Raw genomic sequence first — 18,953 nt, forward strand, 5'->3', positions numbered from 1 at the left:
CCCGCACCATTCATGCGGGCCGCCGGCAGATTAAACACTTTTTATACTATTGGGTACACAAAAGTGGCTTAGCGATATAATAAAGGCACTTTACAGGAGTTTAAATTGTACGACATGTATTACCTAAGGATACTGCGCTATATTGCAATTCGGCACAAATTTAATGTAGGGGGCACGGCTATTGCCATATCAAGCCCCGAACTACTTAATTAACTATGAGACATTTTTTTTCAAACGCGCTGCACTTCTTCGTTATATTTATAATGGTGATTTTTGTAATAGGCGCAATTTTGGCCATTACGGGCAACTTTGATCATTGGACGGAGCGCTATCGTTTAAAACGACGCAGGCGCCGCTTATTGCGTAAAAAGAATCGGGAGGGTGGCGCAAACACAAACAATACGCCCTACCACTCTACCAATGCTGATAAAGAGACCACCGCTTACAGAGACAACTCGCTTAAAACTAATTAAATAAACAAGGCTCTGCATACACAGTACCTTTTTTTGCCGATATTTATGATTACTTGTAAGCTTGGTGCTACTATGTTTATATTTAAAAAATTAACATCGCTCATGAAAAAAATACTGTTTATAGCCTCATTTGTTGCATTTGCTTTTACAGCGGATGCACAACAAACGCCTAAGACTGCAGATACCGTTAAAAAGGCAGCGCCTAACCTGTATAACCCTGCTGCGGATGCTAAGGCAGATATAGCAGCGGCCGTAAAAAAAGCAAACGCCTTGCATAAAAACGTGCTGTTGCAAATTGGCGGTAACTGGTGCATCTGGTGCCTTAGGTTTAACGACCTGGTAACCCAAGATACCGAACTTAATAAATACATGAACTATAATTACGTGGTGTTGCATGTAAACTACAGCAAAGAGAACATGAACGAAAAGGTACTGGCCGATCTTGGTTACCCCCAACGCTTCGGTTTCCCGGTATTTGTGGTGCTGGATGGTAAGGGCACACGCCTGCACACCCAAAACTCAAGCTATTTGGAAGAAGGCAAGGGCCACAGTAAAGCTAAAGTGATGGAGTTTTTTGAGAACTGGTCGCCAAAGGCGCTTGATCCAAAAAGTTACGAGACAAAGGCGAAGTAGAGTATCTTATAACTATCTCTAAGGTGAGGTAAACCTATTTTCTTCTTGGCCTCCTCTCATCCAAAGAGATGTTAACAAAAAAGGGTTAAGCTAACCGCTCAACCCTTTTTATATTTTTTAAATCTTCGGACTTTCCCCCTCAGATATAAAAATCCGACCTACTCAATAACACTTACTTTAAGCATATTGGTTTTACCTTGCTTATAAATTGGAACAGCAGCGGTGTTGATAACCACATCGCCTTCTCTAAGTAATTGTTCGGCTTTAAGTATGTTGTTTACATCAGCAATGGTTTCATCCGTGCTGTCAGCTTTATCGTAGTAGAACGCACGTACACCCCATACAAGGCTTAGCGCGTTTAACAGTTGCTTGTTTGATGTAAAAATGTAAGTACCTGCTTTAGGGCGGTAGCTCGAAATTTCAAAAGCAGTATAGCCGCTAACCGTCATGCTCACAATACCCTTCGCGTTGGTATGCTCTGCCAGGTAAACTGCCGAGCCGCAAAGCGCGTCGCTCAGGTAATTTGCAGAAGCAGGGTCAGTGTTTTCAACTTTCGAAGCGTTAAACGGATAACCCAGGTCTTCCACGTTACGAACGATCTTAGCCATTGTTTCGATAACAATAACCGGGAACTCGCCAACAGATGTTTCGCCGCTAAGCATCACCGCGTCGGCACCATCAAGTACCGAATTGGCTACGTCGTTAACCTCGGCACGGGTTGGGCGTGGAGTAGTTATCATTGATTCAAGCATCTGCGTAGCAACAATAACCGGTTTTGAAGCGTCGCGGCATTTGCGGGCTATCATTTTTTGCAGCAAAGGCACTTCTTCAAGCGGGCACTCAACACCAAGGTCGCCACGGGCAATCATCACACCATCGGTAGCTGCAATAATTTCATCGATGTTGGCAATAGCTTCAGGTTTTTCAACCTTGGCAATTACACGCGCGGCCTTACCGCTCTCGCGGATGATGCGTTTAAGATCAATAATATCCTGGCCGGTGCGCACAAAAGAAAGGCCAACCCAATCAACATCCCATTCCAGGGCGTATTTAAGGTTTTCCAGGTCATCAGGCGTTAAGCTTGGGATAGATACTTTTGTATTTGGCAGGTTAACACCTTTACGTGAAGTTAATATACCGCCGTGCACAACCTCACACACAACAGTGTCTTTACGGTTGGTTTCAATAACTTTTAACTGCAGTTTGCCATCATCCAATAAAATGATCTCGTTGGCCTGCACATCCTGCGGGAACGTTTCGTAGGTGATGTAGATCTGGTTATCATCTCCAATACACTCGTTGGTAGTAATGTTGATGCGGGTACCATTAATAAGGTGTATACCGCCATCTTTAACCAAACCAATACGGATCTTAGGACCCTGCAGATCGGCAAGGATACCTACGTTGGTTTTATACTCGTCGTTTATCTCGCGGATAAGGTCAATAAACTTTTTGTGGTCTTCGGGTTTACCGTGCGAAAAATTCAATCGGCACACATTTAAACCGGCGCGTATCATTGATAATAACACTTCCTTTTTGGAACAGGCCGGGCCCATTGTGGCAACAATCTTAGTACGATTATAGTAAAAATTCATATTTTCAGGTTAAATTCAGGCTATATGTTACAGTATTGTGTATAATTTACACATCTAAATTTCCGCTAAAATAATAGATTTTCCCGTGATTTTATTTTTTTCGGGTCAATCTTTACCGCCGCAACAATTTCGGGGATCTTATTTAAGCACGAAAGTACGTTATCCAGGTCGTCGTCATCTATATAATTTTTTATCATTATAAAGTAATCGACCTCGCGCATTTCGGGCACCAGGTAACCCTCACTTCCCTTATTTCCAATAAAATAGAAATCCGTTTCGGTAGTTTCCCAGCTAAAATGATACAACGAGAAAAGCATAGGCGCGCCGTTAACATTGGTCTCCAGCGTCAAATCATCAACCCGGGTAAAATTAAAATTTAAACATTTGTTTATATGATAACAAATGCGGTAATCTTTTAGCGATGTGGTAACCGCTATCAGCACAAAATCCAGATCGATCTCAAACCTTAAAACTTTCCTGTTCAAAACCATTTTGTTTTAAAGCCGTAAAAATACGAAACCCCTGCACTTACCATAAACTTTGTTGATACAATTAAGAAATAAAGGCTGCGGCTGTTTGTACGATAGTGTGCACACTTTTGTTGTATAAGTTATAATTAATACAACTTTATTTTTCATGATCCGGTAAACAGGTAAAAGCCTTGTAAAAGAAAAAACATTGCTAATATGTAAGCTATGGCATCCGTTTTAATTAAATATAGCATATCCAACCCTTTCAGAATATACACTTAAACACCTAATAAACAATATGATAAATTTATCCAGTGTAACTTTATTACTATAAATCTGAAATAGATATTAAACTTTAATAGTTCTACTCAAAATCATTACTTTTACGCCGGTTAAAAGCCAAAGCTGAAACCTTTTGCCTAAATTGATTGTTCACTCAATATTGTCAAAGTTTTTAGATTTGATATTTAACATAATTTATTTTTCTTTGCACTGAATTTATTAATCATTAAACTATAAAGACTATGTCTGATATCGCTTCAAGAGTAAAAGCAATTATCGTGGAAAAACTGGGTGTTGACGAAAGTGAAGTTACACCAGAAGCAAGCTTCACCAACGATCTTGGTGCTGACTCTTTAGACACCGTGGAATTGATCATGGAGTTTGAAAAAGAATTTAACGTTGCAATCCCTGATGACCAGGCTGAAACTATCGGTACTGTTGGCCAGGCTGTTGCTTACTTAGAAAAAAACGTTAAAGCTTAATTTAAAGCTCCCTAAAACTGTTCAATGGAGTTTAAAAGAGTTGTAGTAACCGGGCTTGGAGCGCTTACTCCGATTGGTAACACTGTTTCCGAATATTGGAACAGCCTTATTAATGGGGTAAGCGGCGCTGCCTTTATCAAGAGTTTTGATGTTGAAAAATTCAAAACTAAATTTGCCTGCGAAGTAAAGGGCTTTGACGCGGAAGGTTTTTTGGGCCGTAAAGAGGCCCGTAAGCTGGACCCGTTTGTGCAATACGCCCTGTTCTCTACAGAGGAGGCTGTTAAAGATGCCGGATTAGATTTCGAAAAACTGGATACCAGCCGTATAGGCGTTATCTGGGGGTCGGGCATTGGCGGTTTAAAAACATTTTTAGATGAGGTTGTAAACTTTGCCAAAGGCGATGGTACACCCAAGTTTAACCCGTTTTTTATCCCTAAAATGATAGCCGACATTGCACCGGGCCATATCTCTATTAAATATGGTTTACGCGGGCCAAACTTTACTACGGTTTCCGCATGTGCATCATCTAATAACTCGCTTATTGATGCCTTTAATTACCTGCGCCTGGGTAAAGCAAATATGTTTATTACAGGTGGGTCTGAAGCTATTATTAACGAAGCCGGCATTGGCGGTTTTAACGCTATGCATGCCCTGAGCACCCGTAACGACGACCCTACAACCGCATCGCGCCCGTTTGATCTGGACCGTGATGGTTTTGTGGCCGGCGAAGGAGCGGGAACTATAATTTTGGAAGAATTAGAGCACGCGCTTAAACGCGGAGCTAAAATTTATGCCGAAATGGTAGGCGGTGGCATGAGTGCCGATGCGTACCACATGACTGCCCCACACCCCGAAGGGTTAGGTGCATCGCTGGTAATGAAAGCCGCTTTAGAAGATGCAGGGTTACAGCCTACAGATGTAGACTATGTAAACGTACATGGTACATCAACCCCAATTGGCGACCCGCAAGAAGTAAAAGCAATTACCGATGCTTTTGGCGACCATATTTATAATATCAACATCAGTTCAACAAAATCAATGACAGGCCACTTACTTGGTGCTGCGGGTGCTGTTGAAGCGATTGCTTCTATCCTGGCGTTGAAACACGATATTATACCGCCAACCATCAACCATTTTACTGACGACCCGGCTTTTGATCCTAAAATTAACTTTACATTCAACACCGCCCAAAAACGTGTAGTTAACATTGCACAAAGCAATGGCTTTGGTTTTGGCGGCCACAATGCTTCAGTTATATTTAAAAAATACCAGCAATAATTTAGCCTGGATGCCATTAAGTCGCTTTTATAAGCTATACCTTTCGCCAAACAGAAAGTATGTTAAGGTTTTAAAAAATTTGCTCGGTTTTGTGCCGGGCAATTTGTCGTTATACAAGTTGGCATTTCGCCATAAATCTGTAGCGCAAAACATCCGTAAAGGTGTAAAAAACAGTAACGAACGCCTGGAGTTCTTGGGTGATGCCGTATTAGGCAGCGTAGTTGCCGAGGTTCTTTTTAAACTATACCCTTATGAAGATGAAGGTTTTTTAACCGAACTGCGATCAAAAATTGTAAGCCGAAACAACCTTAATCAGCTTGCTCGTAAGTTGGGTTTTGACAAGCTTATCGAGTTTGATACCAAAATATTAAATACAGGCAGGCAAGGTTCGCTACTGGGCGATGCCTTTGAAGCTTTAATTGGTGCCGTTTACCTGGATAAAGGGTACGACTTTACCCGTAACTTTTTGGTGAACCACATTATTAAAGCGCACATTGATATCCACACGCTGGAGCAAACCGAAACAAACTTTAAGAGTAAACTTATTGAATGGTGCCAACGCCATGGTAAAGACATTAGCTTTGATGTGATAGAGAACCAGGAAGGCGAAAGTAACAAACTTTTTACTATACAGGCCAGCGTAGATGGCGAGATAATGGGATCGGGCAAAGAATTTAGTAAGAAAAACGCTGAGAAGCTGGCAGCTGAGAAAGCGTGTGCAGCCTTGGGGATATAAATTTATTTAAGATTGCGGTTTTCGATTTCGGATTTAGCACTACTCATTATTCATCGCAATCAACCACTCACCATCTCTATTTAAAACAACTTCTGCAATCCGCCTTTATCTCCGTTTTTCTTAAAATACTCGTACTGGGCTTTTATCTTTTTAATCAGATCGTAGTCGCCCCATGTTTTAAGATCCTCGAAAGAAGGGCGGTAATATTCCATGAATCTGCGTACAGTAGTACTATCACTTTCGGTTAAACCCGTCGCGCGCATAACCAACGGTTTGTTATACCTTCGGTCAACTTCTGTAGCTTCAACCTCGCGTTTACTAAATGCAGCAAAGCGCCGTAAGTTTTTGGCGTCTTTACTAAATAATTCTCTCAAACCGGTTAGCGGCGAACCTCCAATTGGGAGGAATATGGTAGCCGGTGGTTTGCCATCAAAATACAACCCCTTGCTACGATAAATGTTCATCACCTCGCTTAGTTCCTGCTTTTTTGTTTGCCCTTGTATGCGCACCTCATTCAACTGCATTGCAGGCTGCATATAAACAACCATACCATAGCTTGTTGCCTGCTGTTTTTGTGGGGTGTAACCATTTTTGGTAAACAATAAGGTGTCGCCTACGGCAGCTTCAATGCTAAAACCGCCAAGGTTATCGCAATAAACGGCTTTGTTGGTTTTCATATTGGTTATGTAAACTTCATTAAGCCTTTCGGATGAAATGCGTTTATAAATTGCCCCTTTTATAATAACCTGCTGCGCCGAAGCAAAAAAGGCAAAGCATAATAAATTTATAATACAGGCTGTTAAAAACTTCAAGGGCATATTTATTAAACGCAACAAACTTATGAAATGTATATACGCCAAAGTGTGAAAAAGTGTTAAAGTTGAGATTGGAGATTAGAGACTTGTTGATTTGTGAATAGGTACATCGTCAATCTCACATTTATTATCTAAAATATTATCTTTGCACATGATAAAATCCATGACAGGGTATGGAATTGCCAGCTATGACTCCGGCAAAACAAAATATACCGTTGAGATCAAGTCCCTGAACAGTAAATTTCTTGAACTCTCACTGCGCTTACCAAAGATCTTCTCAGAAAAAGAGTTTCAACTACGTAACGATTGCAGTAAGCAAATTGAGCGTGGTAAGGTTAATCTGTCTATCAATGTAGAGCAGGTAACATCAAATGTTAAAGCAGCCGGCATTGACCGCGAACTGCTTAAACATTACTACAACCAGCTTAAAAGCGTTAGCGACGAACTTAACGAGCAAGGTGGTAATTTGCTGCAGCTTGCCCTTGGTTTGCCAGAAGTTGTTAAGTACGAAGAAGATACTGTATCTGAAGATGAATGGAAACTTGTTGAAAAAACCTTTCAGCAGGCCATGACCAATTTCCAAAAATTCAGAAGCGATGAGGGTAATGTTTTGGAGGCCGACGTAAAAATGCGCATCGGCATTATCCTGAATAATCTGGAGCTTGTTGAGGTTGAAGAGCCCAAACGCGTTCCGGCTATCCGCGAGCGCCTTAACCAATTTTTAAGCGAAGCCGTAGGTGCAGAAAGTATCGACAAGAACCGCTTTGAGCAGGAATTGATCTACTACATAGATAAGCTTGACATCACCGAAGAAAAAACCCGCCTAAAAGCACACTGCGAATACTTTATTGAAACGTTGAAAAACGCTGATGCCAACGGTAAAAAACTTGGTTTTATATCCCAGGAGATAGGTCGCGAAATAAATACACTGGGCTCAAAAGCTAATGATGCCAGCATGCAAAAACTGGTTGTAGGCATGAAAGAAGAGCTTGAAAAAATTAAAGAACAACTGTTAAACGTATTATAGTTCATTTGTTCACTGGTTCATTAGTTTATTTGTTGGCAATGGCCGGTAAACTTTTCACCACTGAACTAATGAACGAATGAACAATTAAACAATGAGCCAAAACGGTAAACTCGTCATATTTTCGGCCCCGTCGGGCGCAGGCAAAACAACAATTGTGCATCATCTGCTTGGCGAAATGCCGGAATTGGAATTTTCTATTTCGGCCACTACCCGAGCACCTCGTGGCGACGAAGTTGATGGCAAGGATTACTATTTCATTAGCCTGCCCGAGTTTACACACCGCATAGCTAAAAAGCAATTTGTTGAGTTTGAAGAGGTTTACACAGGTACCTTTTACGGTACACTGCGTACCGAAATTGAACGCATTTGGGCGAAAGGCAAAACGGTAATTTTTGATATTGATGTAGAGGGAGGAATGCACTTAAAACGCAAGTACCAAGAGCAGGCCCTGGCTATATTTGTACAACCGCCGTCGCTGCAAGTTTTAAAGGAACGCCTGGCAGGCCGTGGCACCGATAGTAACGAAAAGCTGCAGGAACGCTTCGCAAAAGCAGAAAAAGAGCTTGACTATGCGCCGCAGTTTGATATTATCCTTAAAAATTACGATCTTGAAACGGCTTGCAAAGAGGCAAAGGAATTAGTGACAGGGTTTATTGAGTCATAGATAATGGTTCATAGATCATAGCCATTTCCTCATATGCATAGTCGCTAAAATATGATCCATGAACTATTAACCATCAACAAAGATGAAAATAGGTTTACTATTTGGTTCGTTTAATCCAATACATATTGGCCATTTAATAATTGCCAACTATATGGCTAACTATACCGCGCTTGATAAGGTATGGCTGGTTGTATCTCCCCAAAATCCGCTCAAAAAATACGGTGACCTGATAAATACTTACGACCGCCTGGAAATGGCTAAGCTGGCTACTGACAACGCAACTAATATCGACGTAAGCGATGTTGAACTAAAATTACCGCAGCCCTCTTATACCATAGATACACTCGCTCATTTAAAGGAAAAGTATCCCGAACACGAGTTCGCCCTCATCATGGGATCAGACAACCTGGTTACCCTGCACAAGTGGAAAAACTATAAATTGATATTACGCGATTATAAAATTTTTGTTTACCCCCGCCCCGGTTATGAAAACGCCGAACTTGCATCGCACCCCGCTGTAACCATTACTATGACACCGCAGATGGAACTTTCGGCAACATTTATCCGCAAATCTATAGCCGAGAAAAAGAATGTACAATATTTTGTGCCTGATGCTGTTTTAAAATTTATAGAAAATAAAAGCCTTTATAGATAGGCAGAAAGCACAAAGCTAAAAGCGTCTTAGATATCGGGTTGCTCCCGAGCTTTCTGCTTTAGTTTTTTTGCTTTCCGCGTTAACACCTATCTTTGCTTCCGTGAGCGAGAAAACCATCCTTAAACTTCAATTACCCACCGATCCCCTCTGGGTAAAAAACGTTGTTGAAAGCAATATTGAAGAACTATTAACAGACCATGCCTACTGCGAGCAAAAAGCGGCGAGCAATGCTATTACCCTTATTATTCAAAATCCAAACCTGAGTGATATTGTACAGGAAATGATAGCCCTTGCGCAGGAAGAAATGGAGCATTTTAAAATGGTTCATGAACTTTTGCTGAAACGAGGGTTTATACTGGGTAAAGAACGGCGCGATAATTACGTGAACGAGTTACGTAAGTATATGATAGTGGGCGGCAGCCGCGAACAGCAACTGGTTGACAGGTTGTTGCTTTCTGCCATGATAGAGGCCCGCAGCTGCGAGCGCTTTAAGGTACTGTCAGAAAATATTAACGACGAAGAGCTTTCTGTTTTTTACCACGAACTGATGATTAGTGAGGCTACCCATTACGCCATGTTTTTAAGGCTTGCACGCAAGCATGCCTCTGGCATCGATGTAGATGCACGCTGGGCGGAGTTCCTGGCCTACGAAGCCCGGGTGATTCAAAATTACGGTAAGGGTGAAACCGTACACGGCTAATTTGTTACAAAACATCGCTTACCAATACGTACAATACAGATTAATTAACCTGTATTAAACACCCTGTTTAAAATCTTTTCAAATACTTTGCATCTATTAACTCGCCATAGGGGATATCCGCTGGTTTATCCAAACTAAACCAGGGCGAGCCATTTTGCAGCACCTGGATGTTTTGGGCCGGCAAAAAACTTTGCGCAAGCAGGAACTGTCTTTTATGCCCTGCATCAGCGGCTACGTCCATCACTATAAAGCAATGGCCCGGCGAGCCACCTTTAATAAATACATCGCCTGCCTTGATATCGTTAGGATTGGCAACAGGCTTTAATTCTTTTTGGAGCGATAACGTACCGGCATAAGAGAATACGAGGTTCATATACCTTAAAAAGTTTGGGTAGCTGTAATCTTTTTTGCCTTTGAGTACCCAACGCCCGTTAACGTAACGATAACCGTTAGCATAATGTGTGTAGTCGCATTTAAAGCCGCTTGTAAAATTAAAGGTAATGGCATTATAGTTTTTCTGCTGATACAGGTACTCGGCACGCAGCCGCATTACAGCGTCGGCACATTGCTGTAAATCCTGGCTGCCAATGCTCATATCTACTACGGCCGCTGTATATGGGTCTGTACGGGCAATGCTGCCAGTGTAGGTTTTGGTGTGGGTGCCCATGGGCTTAAGCGGCAGGCTTTGCAAATATGCGCCAAAGCTGCCCGGTGATACATTGATGCGCATAAACCCCGCCGCAGGTTTAAAACGTGTATACACATTATCGATAGGGGTAAATGCAGTAAGCCCTGCAAATAATATAAATGCTAAGATGCTTTTCATCGTTTTGTTGAATTAACCAGTTGCTTGTAGGGATCAAAAGGGACGGGCAAGCCATTTGTAATTTTAAATGCAGAAAAATGTAAATGTGTAGGCGAACGTTTTTTATAAGCATTAAGCCCTGTACGGCCAACCTCCGCAATTTTTTGCCCTGCTTTAAGTTCATCGCCCGGCTTTACAAATATATCGCGGTTATGGGCGTAATAGCTAAATATGCCAGATGAGGGATGATACACCCATATAAATTTACCACCGCGCAAGGCGCTTGTAGGCTCCCACTCATTTGCGCAGGCTACCACTATGCCATCAGCCACGGCCAAAACATCTACAGGTTTAAGCGTTCGGTCGTCTATACCATCCTGGTTAACGTCTTTTATAAATATATCATGTGCAGGATGGGCGCTGTGCTTGTTGCCATCGAGGTAGTTGTAGCCTCTGTCATTATAACCATTGCCGTTTGTGCCGCCAATGGCGTTGCTTTTATAGCCTTTAAGCGGGAAGGTCCAGGGCTTATTTGCAGAAGCCAGTTGGCTTCTGTTAAAATAGGCGCGATACAATGCACCTTTCAGTTCTGCCAGGGCTGTTTTAAGTTGCTTTGCGGCATCGGTTCGTTTAACTGTGCCATTTAGTACCCGGTTATTTAACTCGTTTATCTTATTGCAGGTAGATGTTACATCCTGCGCAAAAGCGGGGATAGTAAATAACACGATGATAAACAGCAACAACAGCTTCTTCATAAATGGTGACTAAAATTAGTGACAAGCAACTCGTAATGCAATTTTTCCTTGTTATATTACACTCATGAAAAAGCTGTTTATAACACTTATCGTATTGTTGTTTATAGTAAGTAGTGTAAAGTCGCAGTCGAAATATACAGATGCCGAGTGGAATAAGCTGGTAGGATTTCTTTCGGCCGAGCAATGGGGTGATGCAAACACGTTGTCTCTTCAGATCTTGAAAAGGATCCCGGCTGCCGAAATAGACAGCGACGATGCTGCGGCTTTTAGATACATGTACATATACTCTGAAGCGGGATTGATGAACGAGCGGAAGGTAACTAAAGAACAAGCCCAAAAAAAGATAACACCTCACATAGGCCATAAAGTGTTATTAGCCGCGCATCCAATAACATCAAAGCAAGGATTTAACAGTATAACTTTAGTAAACGATAAAACCGATACTTTGATGGTAACGGCAACTAATAAAACTGCTACTCAAATTTTTAGCTTCGAGTATATTATCCCTAAGAAACGTTTCCCGTTGGATGAGTTTAAAAATAATGAAGGCAAGTTCTACGGGGTAATAGGCCGCATAAAATCGATAAAGGCAGGGGGGGATATGTTTCCCCGTTTCCAGATATATGTTGACGAAGCCGAAATGGTTGCGCGATAAAAACTGTCAACAGTCAGGCCGTCCGTCCGTTTGCGGGTATAAGACAGTGCGGAAATAAAGCGGACAGGTATATAGAAGCCGGCAATCTTTATCACCCTTTACAAATGCTTTATTTGGTAGTTCCTCACCATAAAGCCTGCAAATAAGAGTGTTGTATTTATAAGCACTATAATTATTAAATACATATTGCCATGTGGCATGCTGCCCAGGTAATCGGTAACATCAACTTTATTAATAGCCGAATAGGTCAGCATAAAAAATAACACCTCGAAAAGCTTTTTGCCCCCGCTTAAAATGCCAAGGGTTGTTGCTAATAAAACAATCAATACACAGCCATTAATAATGTTTATAATAGCGTAGCCATTTAATATCAAGGCATTACGCGCTATCACCGGCAGCGCTAAGGCAAGCGCCAGTAATACCCCGGCTATGATTTGCGCGGGTAGCATGCGTAATAAGGGCTTGTACGATGCATAGGCAAAGTAATGCACCCGGTTGGTCTTTTCTTTTGTAACCAGGGCGCTCCAGCGGGTTACCTGCAAAAATAAAAGTATAGGTAGCAGGTAGCTGTAGGCTATTGGTAAAGGCGCTATAAACATGGCTACCCACAGCCCTACATTTAGCAGCCACAACCATTTGTTACCCTGCCTAACCAGTAGCAGCAATTCGGTTTTAACGAAGGGCAATATGCTGTAGTTAAATACCAGCGGAGGCATAGCTTCGCAGGTTATGCCTGCGGAGGTAATGGTGGGTATAGTGGTTTCAACCGGATACTTTGCGGGTTTAAGCTTTTTCTTTTTGGCTGATGCCTGTTTAAGATCAAAACGATGAAAGAATAGCGAGGAGATATACACCAGCACTAAGCCAAGCCCTATCCATAATAAACGACTAAACATAAATACCGCCGACCAGCTAATGCCACCCCAAATAAAGGGTTTGTACTTATGGTGCCCGTTAAAAATAAATCCGAAGGATACATCTTTTATATGCTCGTGAAACTGGGTGTTAATTTGGGCGGTAATGCTTTTAGTTACCAGGCTTAAACCAAATGGGTCTAACACGCCGGTGGTGTTTTTGCCGCTTTGGGTAATGGTAGACATTGCTACCCCGCATAAAAAAAAGTAGATAATGTATTGCAGGATGCTGCGCTTACCCATAAATACCTCGGCCACTACAGCCAGTGACGCCACCACAAATAAAGCTGGAACAGCAAAGAACAGGTAGGGCAACACGAAGTTGGAAATAACGAAGGGATGCCCGCCACCACGAATAAAAAACAGAAGGATGCTTACGGCAAAGGTGCAGCCCGCAATGGTTAGCAGCACCAGATAATTACTCAGCTGTTTGCATAAAAGGTATTTAAAATTGCTGATGGGGGTGGTAGCTATAATTAAACCTACTTCGGTATCAATATCTTTTTTGATGCCGCTGTTAACCAGTAAAAAGCCGTAAAAAGATAGCATTACGGTTGTCATGGTGGCGGCTACATAGCCCACCCATGCCGAGTTGTACACGCCCTTGTAGCCCGAAGCGCTTAAGGTTGTATAATTGGCCGTATCGGGCGGTAAAAATGAATACGCCGCGTAAACCGTAACTATAAGCGTTATCAAAAATGAATAACTACGGGTGCGCTGCAAATAATCTGCTTTAATAATATTATAGATGTATGGCATATGCTTAGGCGTTGTTTTGGGTTAAAAACAAGTAAGCATCCTCTAAAGTAGCCTTAACAAGAGCGGATGACGCTGCTACATCTGCTGCCGTACTAATATAACGGGTTTTAATGCGGTCGTGTTGGCGGGCGGTATCAATTACTTTATAGCGGCTTTTAAATTGGGTAAGCGCGGCGTTATCTAAAAAGGTTTCAAATATGCGGCCGTCGGCCTGGTTAATAATATCCTGCTGGTAATCTTTGGTAATGAGTTTGCCGCCCTGCATAATGGCGACTTCGTCGGCAATGGTTTCAATATCCGACACGATGTGCGACGACAGGATGATCACACAATCCTGCGCAAGGTCGGCAATAAGCTGCCTGAAACGCATGCGCTCTTCGGGGTCGAGGCCTACGGTTGGTTCGTCGAAGATCAACACTTTGGGGTCGTTTAGCAGTGCCTGGGCAATGCCTATACGCTGCTTCATGCCGCCCGAGTAGGTGCCTATGGGTCTTTTGGCATCTGCCGTAAGGTTTACGCCCTCCAGCAAAATATCTATACGTTTGCGCAGGCCGGGGCCGCCAACGCCTTTCATAGCCGCTATGTATTCTAAAAACTCGTAGGCGTTAAGGTTGGGATACACCCCAAAATCCTGCGGTAGATAGCCCAGTACCTTGCGGATGGCATCAGGGTGCTGTACAATATCGGTATCATCTAAAAGTAAGCTGCCGCCGGTAGGTTTGCTAATGGTGGCAATCAATTTCATTAAGGTTGATTTACCCGCGCCATTTGGCCCGAGCAAACCCAATATGCCCTTATTAATTTGGATAGAGAAATTGCTTAACGCGGTTTTTTGGTTGCTGTATTGTTTGCTGAGGTTGGTTATAGATAAGGCCATGCGGTGTTTGTATGGCTGTTTGACTGGCCTGGCAACGCTAATGTTACAGGTTGATGGAAATAAGGCAGGTTAAGCCGTCCGTCCGTTTTTAGATACGAGATAACGCAAACACGAAGCGGACAACCCGTGGTGAGTGGTTACTTAAGTTGATTAGTGATTGGTTCTCGAATATATCTGTAAATATGCAACCACTCAACATTTAACTATTCACCACTCACCAACCCCTACATATTCCTGCGGTACTGCCCGCCTACTTCGTAAAGCGCGTGGCTTATTTGCCCTAAGCTACAATATTTACAGGCCTGCATCAATGCCTCGAAAATGTTTTCTCCTGCTATGGCGCGTTGCTGTAACTCTTTTAACATTGCAGGTGCATGGTCGGCGTTTCGTTGCTGGAATTGGTGCAGGGCGGCTATCTGGAACTGCTTTTCGTCTTCGGTGGCTCGAATAATTTCCGACGGTACAATAGTTGGCGAGCCCTTCTTGTTAAGAAAGGTGTTTACGCCAATGATAGGGTATTCGCCCGTGTGTTTAAGTGTTTCGTAGTAAAGTGATTCTTCCTGAATTTTGCTGCGCTGATACATGGTTTCCATAGCGCCCAATACGCCGCCACGGTCGTTAATGGCCTTAAACTCGGTAAGTACGGCTTGCTCTACAAGGTCGGTTAATTCCTCTATGATGAACGCGCCCTGTATAGGGTTCTCGTTTTTGGCGAGGCCAAGCTCTCGGTTAATGATCAACTGTATAGCCATTGCCCTGCGTACCGACTCTTCGGTTGGGGTGGTAATGGCCTCATCATAAGCATTGGTGTGTAGCGAATTGCAGTTATCGTAAATGGCATAAAGCGCCTGTAACGTGGTGCGGATATCGTTAAAGTCGATCTCTTGCGCGTGCAGCGAGCGGCCGCTTGTTTGGATATGGTATTTCAGCTTCTGCGACCTGTCGTTACCCTTGTATTTATTTTTAATGGCCTTGGCCCAAATGCGCCTTGCCACACGGCCGATAACGGAGTACTCAGGATCGATACCGTTACTAAAGAAGAAGGATAGGTTTGGCGCGAAATCATCTATATGCATCCCACGACTCAGGTAATACTCTACGTACGTAAAACCATTGCTTAGCGTAAAGGCTAACTGCGTAATAGGGTTAGCACCAGCCTCGGCAATGTGGTAGCCTGAGATTGATACCGAGTAAAAATTCCTTACCTTTTCTTTGATAAAATACTGCTGGATATCGCCCATCATCCGCAAGGCAAACTCCGTTGAGAAAATACAGGTGTTTTGCGCCTGGTCTTCCTTCAAAATATCGGCCTGTACGGTGCCACGCACCGTAGCAATAGCATATGCACGGATCTGTTCGTAAACATCCGCAGGCAAAACCTGGTCGCCGGTTAGGCCGAGCAGCATAAGGCCAAGGCCATTGTTGCCTGGAGGTAAGGAAGCCTCACCTAAATCCTCTCCAAAGGAAGCCCCCTCTAAATCTCCCCCGATAGCAGCCTCACCTAAATCCTCTCCAAAAGAGAGGACTTTCCTGTCTGTCTGGATATTTAATCTGGCTTTTATTTCTTCTAAAACTTTTTGAGTATTGTTTAATACTTCATCGTTAGTAAAACGAATAACATCAAATCCCTCATCATTTAAAACACGTGTCCTTACTTTGTCTTGCTCTGTTGTGTAATTGTGGTATCCACCATCAATCTCAATAACCAAACCTTTTGGCAAGCAAACGAAATCGGCTATGTAACCATCAATAGCGTGTTGACGCCTTATTTTAAAACCTATCTTATTATTTCTAAGCAACAGCCAAAGCAAGTTCTCGGCTTCGGTAGGGTTTTGCCTGTTATCTTTTGAATTGCCTTTTAATATATCCCAAATCTTCAAATCAGCAGTTTCAAATCCAAACCTTTTAACCCCCTCTCCTTTGGAGAGGGCTGGGGTGAGGCTTCCTTCGGAGAGCGTTGGGGAGAGGCTTCTTTCTTTCGCCAATGCTTCCTGCTCCCTCTCCTTTGGAGAGGGCTGGGGAGAGGCTGTTTGATACTTCGGCCTTTCTAATCCCTTTTCATCATACACTTTCCTATAAGCTTCCTCCACTAAATGTTCCAAGCCATGCTCGGTGATGTACTTCTCACATTGCTGATCAATGGCAGCGTTCATGAAGAAGCCAAGCAACATGGGGGCAGGGCCATTGATGGTCATGCTTACAGAGGTGCTGGCGTGGCACAGGTCGAAGCCTGAGTAGAGCTTCTTGGCGTCATCCAATGTGGCGATGCTTACGCCCGAGTTGCCAATTTTGCCGTAAATGTCGGGGCGCACGTGCGGATCTTCGCCGTATAAGGTTACCGAATCAAAAGCGGTTGAAAGCCTGTGCGCCGGCTGACCAAGCGATACATAATGGAAACGTTTGTTCGTCCGTTCGGGACCGCCCTCTCCTGCAAACATGCGGGTTGGGTCTTCACCCTCGCGCTTCAGCGGGAACACCCCTGCGGCATAAGGGAACTCTCCCGGTACATTCTCGGTAAGCAGCCAGCGTAATATATCGCCCCATGCCTCGTATTTAGGCAATGCAATTTTAGGCACCTTCAATTGGGATAACGAAGTATAATAAAGCGGCTGCTTTATCTCTTTATCTCTTACTTTATATATAAAATTATCCGCCTTGTACTTGGCAACCGTTTCCGGCCATTCCTTTAATAATCGCTTACAATCGGCGTTCAGGTGGTCTTCCAGATTTTGATAAATATCCTTCAGCATCGGGTTGCCCTCTTGAGAGGGGTTAGGGGTGTGTTCATCCAACAGATCCATCACACCCCTCACATTATACATCTGCTGCGCAATCTTACATTGCTCGTTCACCCAATCGGTATAAGCGGCGCTGCTTTCGGCAATCTCTGCCAGGTAACGGATACGGTCGGGCGGAATAATGTAAATCTTTTCGGACTCGCCGTCTTTTATCTTGGTTCTTGTTTCTTGATTCCCTAACAAATCCACCCCCGTCTTTTCCTTAACGGTTTTCATGAGGGCGGTAAACAGCGTATTCATGCCCGGGTCGTTAAACTGCGAGGCCATGGTGCCGTAAACGGGCAGATCCTCGTCCTTAGCGTCGAACAACATGTGGTTGCGCTTGTACTGCTTGCGCACATCGCGTATGGCATCTAAAGCGCCCCGCTTGTCGAATTTATTGAGGGCAACAAGGTCGGCAAAATCAAGCATGTCAATTTTTTCCAGCTGGGTAGCCGCGCCAAACTCGGGTGTCATTACATAGAGGGATAGGTCGCAGTAATCGGTTATCATGGTGTCAGATTGGCCAATGCCGCTCGTCTCCACAATAACCATATCGTAACCCGCCATCTTACAAATATCAATAGCTTCCTGCACATGCTTACTAAGGGCAAGGTTGGCCTGCCTTGTAGCCAGCGAGCGCATGTACACCCTTGGGCTGTTAATAGCGTTCATGCGAATGCGGTCGCCAAGTAGGGCGCCGCCTGTTTTACGCTTGCTGGGGTCAACCGAGATAATTGCCAGCGTTTTATCCGTCTCCATCAAATAACGGCGCACTATCTCATCTACCAAACTCGATTTCCCAGACCCACCCGTACCGGTGATGCCGAGGACAGGGGTAGGAGCCCCCTCTAAATTTCCCCCGAAAGGGGAGACTTCCCTTTTAGCCTCCTCTACTGGGGAGAGGCTTCCTAACTCCGCCGCAGTAATTAACCTTGCAATATACCCCTTATCCATAGTGCTCTTTAAGCCCCTCTCCCTCGGAGAGGGGTTTGGGGTGAGGCTTCCTTTGGAGAGGGACGGGGTGAGGTAATCACACTCCTCCATCATATGGTTTATCATCCCTTGCAGGCCCATGGTGCGGCCGTCATCGGGCGAGTAGATCTTGGTGATGCCGTAGGCTTGCAGTTCGGCAATTTCGGCAGGCAGGAACACCCCGCCACCGCCACCAAATATCTTGATGTGCCCAGCTCCACGCTCGGCAAGCAGGTCGTACATATATTTAAAGTACTCCACGTGGCCGCCCTGGTAGCTTGTGAGGGCAATACCCTGCACGTCCTCCTGTATGGCGCAGTTCACAATCTCATCTACACTGCGGTTGTGGCCCAGGTGTATAACCTCGGCACCGGTGCTTTGCAAAATGCGGCGCATAATGTTAATGGTAGCGTCGTGCCCATCGAAGAGCGAAGCAGCTGTAACAAAGCGGATTTTGTACTGAGATTTATAAGGAGCAATGCTTTCCATGCGGTAGTGTAATTGGTTACAGCCGTAAAATTAACCAATTTTTAAACAAGCCAAAGCTATGCGTGCATAATAAATTGGTTAGTGTTTGATGTGCCAGGCTTTATGTGTTTAGGCAAATAAGTGTTACTCTCAGGTTT

General features: G+C 43.7%; 18 protein-coding genes. 10 read left to right on the plus strand and 8 right to left on the minus strand.

The window, feature by feature from the left end; translation table 11 throughout:
• The first annotated feature begins 215 nt into the window (after positions 1 to 215).
• Entirely contained in the window at positions 216 to 473 is a 258-nt protein-coding gene (locus tag ACFQZI_RS13645; protein ID WP_377143315.1) for a hypothetical protein, read from the plus strand.
• A gap of 102 nt (positions 474 to 575) precedes the next feature.
• Positions 576 to 1,106 carry a thioredoxin family protein gene (locus ACFQZI_RS13650; RefSeq protein ID WP_377143317.1) on the plus strand — a complete coding sequence of 177 codons (531 nt, stop codon included), beginning with the start codon at positions 576 to 578 and terminating at the stop codon, positions 1,104 to 1,106.
• Positions 1,107 to 1,264: 158 nt separating this feature from the next.
• Here ACFQZI_RS13650 and pyk read toward each other — a convergent pair whose 3' ends face one another.
• Both pyk and ACFQZI_RS13660 read right to left on the minus strand, forming a co-directional pair.
• Complete coding sequence (gene pyk / locus ACFQZI_RS13655; RefSeq protein WP_377143319.1) at positions 1,265 to 2,701, minus strand: pyruvate kinase; 1,437 nt, start codon at positions 2,699 to 2,701, stop codon at positions 1,265 to 1,267.
• A gap of 65 nt (positions 2,702 to 2,766) precedes the next feature.
• Positions 2,767 to 3,186 (minus strand): IPExxxVDY family protein, encoded by a 420-nt coding sequence (locus ACFQZI_RS13660; protein WP_377143320.1) that lies wholly within the window; start codon positions 3,184 to 3,186, stop codon positions 2,767 to 2,769.
• A 509-nt stretch (positions 3,187 to 3,695) separates the two neighbouring features.
• Here ACFQZI_RS13660 and ACFQZI_RS13665 point away from each other — a divergent pair.
• From ACFQZI_RS13665 to rnc, 3 genes are read left to right on the plus strand one after another with little or no spacing between them, the layout of a single operon-like run.
• The gene (locus ACFQZI_RS13665) at positions 3,696 to 3,935 is read left to right on the plus strand and encodes an acyl carrier protein (RefSeq protein WP_067058906.1); all 240 of its coding nucleotides are present in this window, start codon (positions 3,696 to 3,698) and stop codon (positions 3,933 to 3,935) included.
• 24 nt (positions 3,936 to 3,959) lie between these two features.
• Positions 3,960 to 5,213, plus strand: coding sequence for a beta-ketoacyl-ACP synthase II (gene fabF / locus ACFQZI_RS13670; protein WP_377143322.1), 1,254 nt, complete (start codon positions 3,960 to 3,962; stop codon positions 5,211 to 5,213).
• A gap of 10 nt (positions 5,214 to 5,223) precedes the next feature.
• Positions 5,224 to 5,949 carry a ribonuclease III gene (gene rnc / locus ACFQZI_RS13675; protein ID WP_377143324.1) on the plus strand — a complete coding sequence of 242 codons (726 nt, stop codon included), beginning with the start codon at positions 5,224 to 5,226 and terminating at the stop codon, positions 5,947 to 5,949.
• Between the two features lie 80 nt (positions 5,950 to 6,029).
• Here rnc and ACFQZI_RS13680 read toward each other — a convergent pair whose 3' ends face one another.
• Complete coding sequence (locus tag ACFQZI_RS13680) at positions 6,030 to 6,626, minus strand: hypothetical protein (RefSeq protein ID WP_377143326.1); 597 nt, start codon at positions 6,624 to 6,626, stop codon at positions 6,030 to 6,032.
• Positions 6,627 to 6,915: 289 nt separating this feature from the next.
• Between ACFQZI_RS13680 and ACFQZI_RS13685 the strand changes: the two genes are divergently transcribed.
• The 4 genes from ACFQZI_RS13685 (at position 6,916) to miaE (ending at position 9,810) form a co-directional block, all read left to right on the plus strand.
• Positions 6,916 to 7,791, plus strand: a complete 876-nt coding sequence (locus tag ACFQZI_RS13685; RefSeq protein WP_377143328.1) for a YicC/YloC family endoribonuclease — start codon at positions 6,916 to 6,918, stop codon at positions 7,789 to 7,791.
• A gap of 91 nt (positions 7,792 to 7,882) precedes the next feature.
• On the plus strand, positions 7,883 to 8,455 hold the full coding sequence (gmk, locus tag ACFQZI_RS13690) for a guanylate kinase (RefSeq protein WP_377143330.1): 573 nt from the start codon (positions 7,883 to 7,885) through the stop codon (positions 8,453 to 8,455).
• Between the two features lie 82 nt (positions 8,456 to 8,537).
• Positions 8,538 to 9,110, plus strand: coding sequence for a nicotinate (nicotinamide) nucleotide adenylyltransferase (gene nadD, locus ACFQZI_RS13695; protein ID WP_377143332.1), 573 nt, complete (start codon positions 8,538 to 8,540; stop codon positions 9,108 to 9,110).
• A gap of 100 nt (positions 9,111 to 9,210) precedes the next feature.
• Positions 9,211 to 9,810 carry a tRNA-(ms[2]io[6]A)-hydroxylase gene (miaE, locus tag ACFQZI_RS13700; RefSeq protein WP_377143334.1) on the plus strand — a complete coding sequence of 200 codons (600 nt, stop codon included), beginning with the start codon at positions 9,211 to 9,213 and terminating at the stop codon, positions 9,808 to 9,810.
• A 67-nt stretch (positions 9,811 to 9,877) separates the two neighbouring features.
• On the opposite strand, the gene ACFQZI_RS13705 is transcribed toward miaE, so the two are convergent.
• Both ACFQZI_RS13705 and ACFQZI_RS13710 read right to left on the minus strand, forming a co-directional pair.
• Positions 9,878 to 10,636 (minus strand): DUF4846 domain-containing protein, encoded by a 759-nt coding sequence (locus tag ACFQZI_RS13705; protein ID WP_377143336.1) that lies wholly within the window; start codon positions 10,634 to 10,636, stop codon positions 9,878 to 9,880.
• Positions 10,633 to 11,370 carry a M23 family metallopeptidase gene (locus ACFQZI_RS13710; protein ID WP_377143338.1) on the minus strand — a complete coding sequence of 246 codons (738 nt, stop codon included), beginning with the start codon at positions 11,368 to 11,370 and terminating at the stop codon, positions 10,633 to 10,635. The genes ACFQZI_RS13705 and ACFQZI_RS13710 overlap by 4 nt, the downstream gene beginning before the upstream one ends.
• Positions 11,371 to 11,434: 64 nt before the next feature.
• On the opposite strand from ACFQZI_RS13710, the gene ACFQZI_RS13715 reads away from it, so the two are divergent.
• Positions 11,435 to 12,025: a hypothetical protein gene (locus ACFQZI_RS13715; protein WP_377143340.1), complete on the plus strand. Its 591-nt coding sequence runs from the start codon at positions 11,435 to 11,437 to the stop codon at positions 12,023 to 12,025.
• A gap of 98 nt (positions 12,026 to 12,123) precedes the next feature.
• On the opposite strand, the gene ACFQZI_RS13720 is transcribed toward ACFQZI_RS13715, so the two are convergent.
• From ACFQZI_RS13720 to ACFQZI_RS13730, 3 genes are all read right to left on the minus strand, one after another.
• Positions 12,124 to 13,698 carry a hypothetical protein gene (locus ACFQZI_RS13720; protein ID WP_377143342.1) on the minus strand — a complete coding sequence of 525 codons (1,575 nt, stop codon included), beginning with the start codon at positions 13,696 to 13,698 and terminating at the stop codon, positions 12,124 to 12,126.
• A gap of 4 nt (positions 13,699 to 13,702) precedes the next feature.
• Positions 13,703 to 14,575: an ABC transporter ATP-binding protein gene (locus ACFQZI_RS13725; protein ID WP_377143344.1), complete on the minus strand. Its 873-nt coding sequence runs from the start codon at positions 14,573 to 14,575 to the stop codon at positions 13,703 to 13,705.
• Between the two features lie 224 nt (positions 14,576 to 14,799).
• On the minus strand, positions 14,800 to 18,816 hold the full coding sequence (locus ACFQZI_RS13730; protein ID WP_377143346.1) for a methylmalonyl-CoA mutase family protein: 4,017 nt from the start codon (positions 18,814 to 18,816) through the stop codon (positions 14,800 to 14,802).
• Positions 18,817 to 18,953: the final 137 nt, after the last annotated feature.

It is taken from the genome of Mucilaginibacter lutimaris (assembly GCF_042676625.1).
In the GTDB taxonomy this organism is placed as follows: Bacteria; Bacteroidota; Bacteroidia; order Sphingobacteriales; family Sphingobacteriaceae; genus Mucilaginibacter; species Mucilaginibacter lutimaris.